At 65.1% G+C, this 9,631-nt stretch carries 3 protein-coding genes; all 3 read right to left on the reverse strand.

What is annotated here, in order from left to right; translation table 11 throughout:
* Positions 1–210: 210 nt before the first annotated feature.
* From recD to recC, 3 genes are read right to left on the reverse strand one after another with little or no spacing between them, the layout of a single operon-like run.
* Complete coding sequence (gene recD / locus ACQKQA_RS07060; protein ID WP_427554894.1) at positions 211–2,286, reverse strand: exodeoxyribonuclease V subunit alpha; 2,076 nt, start codon at positions 2,284–2,286, stop codon at positions 211–213.
* On the reverse strand, positions 2,283–5,972 hold the full coding sequence (gene recB / locus ACQKQA_RS07065; RefSeq protein ID WP_427554896.1) for an exodeoxyribonuclease V subunit beta: 3,690 nt from the start codon (positions 5,970–5,972) through the stop codon (positions 2,283–2,285). The genes recD and recB overlap by 4 nt, the downstream gene beginning before the upstream one ends.
* Positions 5,969–9,421, reverse strand: a complete 3,453-nt coding sequence (recC, locus tag ACQKQA_RS07070) for an exodeoxyribonuclease V subunit gamma (RefSeq protein ID WP_427554898.1) — start codon at positions 9,419–9,421, stop codon at positions 5,969–5,971. The genes recB and recC overlap by 4 nt, the downstream gene beginning before the upstream one ends.
* Positions 9,422–9,631: the final 210 nt, after the last annotated feature.

Here is a 9,631-nt window from a genome sequence, read left to right on the forward strand (position 1 = left end):
AAGGTTGAGGTTAGCCGATGCAACTGGAAATACTCTGCACGCCCAAGAGTGATACCGTCAGCGAGCCCGGCAATCGACGAGCTGCCGGGCGCGGCTCGACGGTATGCAAGCCCACCGCCCTTTGCAAGCTCGCCAACGCGGCGAATTCGGCACATTGCTACGGGACATTCGCCGCTGGCTCGAGGGCGCCAGGTATCCGGCGCCCGACGCTCAGCCCAGGTCGAGCATCAAACCGCTCAGGCGCTTGACCTTGCGCCGCACCGCCTCTTCGAACACGCCGGCCCGCGGCTCGATCAGGCTGAACCAGTCCTTGGCCCGGGTGATGCCGGTGTAGATCAGCTCCTTGGTCAGTACCGGGTTCAGCGCCTCCGGCAGGATCAGTGCCGTGTGGGCGAATTCCGAGCCCTGGGATTTGTGCACGGTCATGGCATACACGGTTTCCACATCGTTGAGCCGGCTCGGCAGCACGAAGCGCACGCCACCTTGGCCATCGTTGCGCGGGAAAGCCACGCGCAGCACCAGGCGCCCACCCTGCATGCCTTCGTGCTCGGGCAGCTTCAAGGCGATGCCGATATCGCCGTTCATCAGGCCCAGGCCGTAATCGTTGCGCGTCATCAATACCGGGCGACCTTCGTACCATTGCTGGTCGCTTTCGATCAGGCGCGCCTTGAACAACGCGGCGGTGATCCGCTGGTTCAGGCCCTCGACGCCCCAGGGCCCCTTGCGCACCGCGCAGAGCAACTGGAACTGGTCGAAAGCCAACAGCACGTCACGGGACCAGGCCGTCCAGCGCGGATCTTCCAGCGCCGTACCGGCGGGCGGACGCTGGCTACGCAATAGGTTCAGGTAATGCCGGTAACCCTGGGGCCCCTCGCCGTGGCCTTCCAGCAGCAAGCGCTCCAGGGCACGATCCTGCTCGCCCTTGAGGCTCAAGCCGTACAGGTCGGCGTGGCTGCGGGCGGCCAGCAGGCGGCGCGCTTCCTCGGCCTGCTGCTGGTTGACCCAGCGCGCCAGTTGGCCGATCCCGCTGCCTTCGCCGAAACGCCGGGAGTGACGCAGCATCACCACCTGCTGGGCCAGCGGGTGGGTGCCCGCGCTGTCTTCCTGCAAACCGCTGTCGGCCAGGTGCTCGCCGCTGACTGACTCCAGCCAGCGACGCGTCTGTGGGTTGTACCAGCCGGCTTCGGCATCGCGACACAGATCGCCGAGCACCGCGCCGGCCTCCACCGACGCCAGTTGATCCTTGTCCCCCAGCAACACCAGGCGGGCATGCACCGGCAAAGCATCGAGCAGGTTGGCCATCATCTCCAGGTCGATCATCGAGGCTTCGTCCACCACCAGCACGTCCAGCGGCAAGCGGTTGCCGGCATGGTGGCGGAAGTGCCGGGTGCCCGGGCGATTGCCCAACAACCGGTGCACCGTGGTCACCTCGCTGGGGATCTTCTCGCGCACGCTGTCGGCGACCGACAGCGAACGCACCTGCAGACTGATGGATTCGGTCAGGCGCGCCGCCGCCTTGCCGGTGGGCGCCGCGAGCCGGATACGCAACGGCTTGCCGGCCTCGACCGCCGGGGCCTGAAGCAAGGCCAGCAGGCGCACCACCGTGGTGGTTTTACCGGTGCCCGGCCCGCCGGTGATGATGCTGAAGGCGCCACGGGTGGCCAGGGCGCAGGCGAGTTTCTGCCAGTCGACCGGCCCCGCCGCCTTGGCCGCGCCGAACAGGCCGCCGAGGCGCTCGGCCAGGTCCGCGGGGGTTTCCTCCTGCACCGCCAGACGCTGGCGCAAGGCATTGTCGATGCGCCGCTCATAGGCCCAGTAACGGCGCAGATACAGTCGCTTACCCGACAGCACCAGGGGCCGCTGGCGCGCCTGCTCGCTCGGGTCGGCCGCCAACGCCACCAGGTCACTGGCCGCCAGGGCCTTGCACCAGTGCGCACCGTCCAGCGTCGCCAGCACCTGGGACGGCAACACCGTCGCCGTGCTTAGCAGATCGCCCTCCGGCGGCAGGGACAGGGCGAAGTCAGGTTCCTTGAGGGTTTCGAACAGGTCGAGGCAGACGTGGCCGTGGCCCAGTTGATGGCTGGTCAACGCCGCAGCCATCAGTACCAATGGATCGCCCTGCGGCTCCAGTTCATGGAGGAAGGCGACGAAGGCCTTGTCCAGGGCGCGCAGCCAGCCGCGCTCGACCCAACGGTCGAGCAACAGCAGCAGATCGGCCGCCCGCACCAGGGGCACCAGGTCCGGCTGGGGGCGGGATTCCAGCGGCGTCAGCAGGTCCTCGTTCACAGCAAGACTCCCTGTTCCCAGGCCGGCTCGGCCTTGGGCTGCTCGGGCTTGCCCTGGAACAAACGATCCAGGCGCTCGATCAGCTCACGGGGCGGCCGGGTGAAAAACACCCCGCGACTGGCCGCCCCGGTGCCACGCAGGAACAGATACAGGGCACCGCCCACATGCCGGTCGTAGTCGTAGTCCGCCAGGCGCGCCCGCAGTTGGCGATGCAAGGCCAGCAGGTACAACACATATTGCAGGTCGTAACGGTTGTCGAGAATCGATTGTTCCATGGCCTGCTCGGTATAGGCGGCGTCATCCACGCCCAGCCAGTTGGATTTGTAGTCGGCCACGTAATAGCGCCCTGCGTGCTCGAAGGTCAGGTCGATAAAGCCCTTGAACATGCCATTGAGCAGCACCGGCTCGGCGGTCACCCGGGGTACGCCCTGATGGGTGTACTGGCGCACCAGTTCGTCGAGCTTGAGCACATCGACCTTGTGGCTGGCGAACCAGAACTCCATCTCGATCCGGTACTGGGTCAACTGCGCGAACACCACGGGCGGCTGTCCCGAACCGGCAGGCAAAGGCAGTTGCAACAGATGCCGCAGCCAGTCGCTCAGGGTGCGGATCCAGCCTTCCCAGCCCCGGCGATTGCAGCGTCGACCGATGGCGTCCTCGATGGTTGCGGGAGCGGCGGCGAAGCCCTCGTCGCCCGCCCATTCCAGCAGGCCATGGAGGAAGGTCCCCGGGTTCGGCCCGCGGGGGAAACGGTGGATATCCACCCCACTGACCGCGACTTCACGGGGTGCGTCGGGGTCGAGGCGTTCGTCATCGAAGAGCTTTTGCGCCTGCGGACTTTCCGGGGCCTCGGTGTTGCCGGCCCCCAGGCTGTCGCTGATGCGCAAGGCACTATAGGAAGCGATCCACCAGTTTTCCGCGGCCCGCCGCTTGGGCTCCAGCAGCGCCAGCAGGGTGGCGTCGTTGCGCGGTGGATGGAAGCGGCTGTCGGAGGGGCTCGGCATTTCGCCGACCCGCACGTCCGCGCAACCTTGTTGCAGGTCCAGCAGCCAGCGGGCCAAGCCGCTGGACTCACTCAACAGCGCACCGCCGCCGAGCAGGTAACCCAGGGCCGAAAGGTGCAGCACCGAGCTGTTGTGGTTGCCGCGCTTGAGGTCCGCGACACCCAGCCAGCAGGCATGCTGGGCACGGGTAAGGGCCACGTAGAGCAGGCGCAGATCCTCAGCCAGGCGCTCATCGTCGGCCTGGGCAATCAGCTCCGGGGTGGGCCGCAGCGTCACCTGCGCCTTGCCCGATGGGTCGTGGTAGTGCAGCGGCAGACGGCTGCCGTCCACCGGCTTGGCCGAACAGATGAATGGCAGGAACACCAGCGGGTATTCCAGGCCCTTGGACTTGTGGATAGTCACCACCTTGACCAGTTGCTCGTCGCTCTCCAGACGCAGGATCTGCTCCTCGCCGGCCTGCCCGGACAAGGCCAGGTGCTCGGCCAGATGGCGGATCAGCGCTTGCTCGCCGTCCAGTTCGGACGCCGCCTGCTGCAACAGTTCGGACAGGTGCAGCAGGTTGGTCAGGACCCGCTCGCCATCGCTGCGGGCGATCAAGGCCTGGGGCAACTGGAAGTCATGCAGCAGGCGCCGCAACATCGGCAGCACGCCCTGGGTCCGCCAGATCAGGCGATAACCGCGAAACTGCATGACCCGGCTCTCCCAGGCCAGCTCGTCCTGGTTCAGGCGCTCCAGTTCGACCAGCGGCAGGTTCAAGGTGATCGAGGCCAACGCGGCGCGCAGCGGACGCTCGACATCCGGCTCGGCACAGGCCTTGAGCCAGGCCAGCAGGTCGTGGGCTTCCTGGGCGGCGAACACCGAGTCCTTGTCCGACAGGTACACGCTACGCACCCCGCGCGCGGCCAGCTCACCGCGCACGGCCTGAGCTTCCTTGCCGTCGCGCACCAGAATGGCGATGTCCGCCGGCAGCAGCCCCGTCAAAGGCTGACCGTCCCGGGCGAACCCGACCTGGCCCTGCTGCCCGCCGTTGAGCAAGGCGACGATTTCACTGGCACAGGCCGCCGCCAGTTGTTGCCGGTACAGCGCCCCGGAAATGGGTTGCTCGGCGCTCAGGTGCCAGATATTCAGCGCCGGCACGCCCTGCCCGGCTATCTGCAGTTGCTCTTTGCGGCCCTGGGAGGCCACCGACAGGAAAGGAACGGGGTTCTCCCCGCTCCGGTCGCGGAACAGGAACGCGCCGCGACCTTGCTCACGACACTCGGCCCGCTCGAACACATGGTTCACTGCGTTGACCATGGCGTGGCTGGACCGGAAGTTGGTGCCCAGGGTGTGCAAGCGGCCGCTGGTGGCCTGACGTGCACGCAGGTAGGTGTAGATGTCCGCGCCACGGAAGGCGTAGATCGCCTGCTTGGGGTCGCCGATCAGGAACAGTCCGGTCTCGGGATTGTTGTCCTCGATGCAGTAGATGCTTTCGAAGATCCGGTACTGCACCGGGTCGGTGTCCTGGAATTCGTCGATCAGGGCCACCGGGAACTGCTCGCGAATCAGCGTCGCCAGGCGCTCGCCGCCATTGGCCTGCAACGCCGCATCGAGGCGCAGCAGCATATCGTCGAAGCCCATTTCCGCACGACGGCGCTTCTCTTCCTCGAAGCGCGCACCGACCCAACGCGCGGCGTGTTGCAACACTGCGGCATCCGGGCTGGGCAAGGCATCGAGCGCGGCCTTCAGCCCCGCCATGGCCTCCAGCGCGGGATGATCCGGGGCGTCGCCCTTCCAGGCCTCGGCCATGCCGTCGGGGGTCAGGCGACTGAAACCGGTACCGATATCCAGTTGCTCGATGGCTTCGTCGGCAGCCCAGGTGGCAATCTTTTCGAACCAGGGCTCGAAGTAGCGAGCCTGCATCTTGCGCCCATCGACCGTCTTGCTCGCGACACCCTGCAAGCAGATCTCCCGCAGCTCTGCCGCCCATTGCAGCCAGGGCGCCTTGAGCTGGACCAGCGCCGCGCGGCGCTCCAGCAGGCAGGCTTCGATCAGTTGCGCCGGCGTCTGCTCTTCGCTGACCTCCCGCTCGCTGCCGAACAGCGCACGCACCCTGGGCAGCAAAGCCGCAGGCCCGCCCCAGTTGGCCCGAACCCAATTCAACGCGTCGCCCTGCATCGGGTAGCAAAACAGGCGCCAGTAGTCGCGCAGCACTTCGCCCAGCAAATCGCTGTGGTCGGTCTCCAGAGTCTGGGTGAACAGGCTGCCGCTGTCGAACGCATGCTCGCGCAGCATGCGCTGGCACCAACTGTGGATGGTCGAGACCGCGGCCTCGTCCATCCATTGCGCGGCGATATCCAGGCGGCTGGCGCAACCCGGCCATTGCTCGGCGGAGAACTGATCGCGCAACTCGGCAATCAGCGCATCGGGCGCGGCGGTTTCCTCCCGGAAAAAGCGCGCGGCCTCAGCCAGGCGGGTACGGATCCGCTCGCGCAGCTCCTTGGTCGCCGCGTCGGTAAAGGTCACCACCAGAATCTGTGGGGGCAGCAATTCGCGATCGAACCCGGCCTGCTCGCCGCCGTGCCCCAGCACCAGGCGCAGATAGAGCGCCGAGATGGTGAAGGTCTTGCCGGTACCGGCGCTGGCCTCGATCAGTTGGCTGCCCCGTAGCGGGAACGCCAGGGCCAAAGGTGCCTGGGTCATGCCTCAGCCTCCCCGTTGGCTGCGGAGCGCCAGGGCGCTTGCAACAGTGGGCGGTACAAGGCGTCGACCCAGCCGCTGAAGGTTTCGTCGGCGATCAACGCGTTGTAGTCCGGGTACTGACGCGCCAGGGCCGGGCTTTCCCGCCGCTCGCCATCGGTGGTCTGACCGTCCCCCTCATAAGCCTTGCGCGCTGCCGCTTCGGCCTTGCCCGGGTCGCTCTGGCCGAGCCAGGCAAAGGCGGTCTTTACCGCGACCGGCAACGGCTGGCACATGCCCGCCTGCCAGGCCAGCAGCAGATCACCCAGGCTTTGCAGCGCCGAATCGCGATCCAGGGGCGGCAACAGCAGTGTGTCGTCGCTGGCGACCAGAGCGGTGGTCAAGCTATAACCGCTGGCACAGGCCAGCAGATGATTGACCCAAGGGCGGGTCAGGCGGTGCCACTTGCGGGTCTTGGTCGAGCCGATGCTGTTGGGGATAGTCGTCACCGACAACAATCCGCCATCGCCGCGTTGGTGCAGACCGCTCAGCCAGCCTTCGACCTTCACCTCCTTGAGTTCAAGGGTAATCGGCAAGGCGCTAGTGACCGGGATCGGCCATAGCTCCAGCAATTGCCGGTAACGCTGCAGCAGATCCGGCAAAGGCTCGATCAACTCCCTTTGCAGGCTCTCGCCAAAACCGGCCATGGGCAGCAGACCGCTGGCCTGTAGCCGTTGCGCCTGGGCCTGCAAGGCCTGCTCCGGATCATCGGCGCTGGTCAATGCCGCCTCCAGCAGACTGTCGCTCAGGCTGTAGCGTTGCAGGGCATCGAGCACAAATGGCTCCTCGTCGGCCAACGGCGCATCGGCCGCCTCGAAGAACACCTTCAGGCGCTGACTGAAAAAGTGCCGCACCGGGTTGCGCAAAAAGTCCTGCAACTGCCCCAGGCTCAACGGCTCCTCCTGGACATAGGGCGCCAGGGGTTCGAGTGCTTGAGGAGCAGGCCGAGCCTGGTGCAACAGTTGCCACTCCCGGGCATAACTGAACAGCCCGGCGCCTTCGTGGAAATAGCGGGCACTGAAAGGTTGCAGAGGATGCTCCTGGGTCATGGCGTGGAGCAGGTCGTCCTGCTCGTTGACCAGCGTCCAACCGCTGGCTAGATGATCGCGCAGCTGGCCGATCAGCACCGACGCCGGGCGCTCGCTATTGTCGCGAATGCTGCGACCGACCCAGCTGACGTACAACTGATCCCGCGCCGACAGCAGCGCCTCCAGCAGCAGATAACGGTCGTCTTCCCGTCGCGAGCGGTCACCGGGCCGGTAGTCGCTGCCCATCAGGTCGAAATCCAGCGGCGGTTGCGCCCGCGGATAGTCGCCATCGTTCATCCCCAGCAGGCATACCAGCTTGAAGGGAATCGCGCGCATCGGCATCAGCGTGCAGAAATTCACCGCGCCGGCCAGGAAGCGCTGGGACAAACGCCCCTGGTCCAGGCCGGCCAGCCAGGCCTCGCGGACCACGGTCAGCGGCAACTCGTCATGCAGGCCGACCGACTCGCAGGTTTCCAACCAGGTTTCGCGCAGGTCCTCAAGCTGGCTCAGCAGATAATCGTCATGCTCGGTACTGGCCAGGAAAAACTGCTGCGTGAGCGCTTGCAGGCGCTCACCCCATTGCGGCGGCGAAGCCGGCAAGGTGAGGCTCTGATAAGCCGTTTCCAGCGCATCAAGCAGTGCCACCAGCGGCCCGATCAACGCCGCATCCAGGCCACCGATCTCATCGTAAGGCTCGATCCCCTCGCAGGCCTCGGAGCGGCCCACGGCATAACCCAGCAACATGCGGCGCAAGCCGAAACGCCAGCTGTTCTGCTCCAGCTCCTCCGGCAAGCCGAGATCGGCTCGCTGTTCCGCGCTCATGCCCCAGCGGATGCCGGCGCCTTCGATCCAGCGATGCAAGGTCGGTAGATCGGCTTCATCCACGCCAAAGCGTGCGCGCAAGGCCGGGACGTCCAGCAGGTCGAGGATTTCACTGACGGGGAAGCGGCTGTCCGGCAGCTTGAGCAGGTGTTCCACGGCAATCAGCAATGGATCGCGGCCACGCTGGCCCTGGTCCGTCAGGGTGAACGGAATGAAACGCCGGTCGTCCCGCTCCATCTGACCGAAGACCGCGCGAATATGTGGGGCGTAACTGTCGATGTCCGGGACCATCACGATCACATCCCGCGGACGTAATTCGGAGTCCTCGCTGAAGCGCGCGAGCAGTTGGTCGTGGAGGATTTCCACTTCACGCTGGGCGCTGTGGGCAATGTGAAAACGGATCGACTTGTCCTGCTGCAGATCGACTGCCGGCCATAGCTGACGAGTCTCCTCCAGTGGACGCAGTTCGAGAATATCGTCCTGCAGTTGGTTCAGCAGGGTCTGTGGCTGACTCTCACTGAACAGGTCGATGCGGCCGTCGCGAAAGGCCGAGCGATAGCTGTTGGGATCGTCGTAACTGTCGAGCAGATTGATGTAGTCACGCCCCTGCTTACCCCAGGCGGCCAGCAGCGGATGGGCATGTTGGTGCAGGGTTTGCGGGTCGAGCACCGCTGGCATTCCGGCCTTGCGCGCCTGGCGCTTGTACTGATGGCGCAACAGATCCTTGTCGGCGACGATATCCGCCCAATGGTGACGACAAGGGTTGTGCACGCACAGCAGGACCTGGCTGAAGCGAGCCAATCCGGCCAAGGCTTCAAGGGCTTGTGCCGGCAGGGAGGAAATCCCGAAAACGATCACTCGCGAGGGCAACCCCTGCGGTGCCGTATCCAGGTTGAGAATGCGCTCGATAAACCGTTGGTGAACACCGGCGCGACTTTGCGCCATGCCTTCCTCACCCACGTCCAGCAACAAGGCACGCCATAGCTCGGCTTGCCAGCAATTGGCGGGGGTCAGGGCCTTGGCCTCGCCTCGGGCGCTGCGCAGTTGATGACGTCCCGCCGCCCAGTCCTCCAGCCAATCGGCGCGATAGACCTGGTATTGGTCGAACAGGTCCGCCAGGCGTTCGGCCAACTGATAGCGTTTACGCAGATCCGTGTCGTGCGTGAGGAAGCGTTGCAGAGGTTCGAAGTGCGGCTGATCGATCAGTTCGGGCAAAAGCCGCATCAGGCGCCAGGTCAGTGGGGCTTTATCCAGCAGGGATTTGGGCGGAATCTCATCACGGCCCAGCACCATACGATAGAGTTGCCACATGAAGCTGCCAGGGAGCTGTACGTCGATAGCGGCAGCGATGCCACAGCCGCCCATGTCGTCTTCCTCAGGATCTTCAGCCAGGGCCAGCTTCAGCCATTGGGCAATGCCATTGCTTTGCACGAGGGCGATCTCATTCTCCAGGGGTGCCAAGGGGTAACGCCGCATCCAGCTGACCACCAGGCTGCGCAACTCGTCCAGGCGGTTACCGTGAACCACCATAAAACCAGCGCTGAGGGACGTGGCGTCCGACATAAAGGCTTCCTTGGAAAATGCAAAAGCTAGGGCCGAACCTTAGCACTGTCACGCAGCGGTGACAGCTGAGAGGACCAACGTGAGTGTTGCGAGGAATGAGGCATTTTTTGTTGCACAAAAACAAAACCCCAATTGCTTTCGCAATTGGGGTTTCGGAATTTAATCTTGACGATGACCTACTCTCACATGGGGAAACCCCACACTACCATC

Source organism: Pseudomonas sp. NPDC089530 (assembly GCF_050280705.1).
Lineage (GTDB): Bacteria > Pseudomonadota > Gammaproteobacteria > Pseudomonadales > Pseudomonadaceae > Aquipseudomonas.

Excerpts from the sequence above, each read along its gene's own strand:
- recB (WP_427554896.1), bottom strand. The coding sequence starts at position 5,972 with ATGACCCAGGCACCTTTGGCCCTGGCGTTCCCGCTACGGGGCAGCCAA.
- recC (WP_427554898.1), bottom strand. The coding sequence starts at position 9,421 with ATGTCGGACGCCACGTCCCTCAGCGCTGGTTTTATGGTGGTTCACGGT.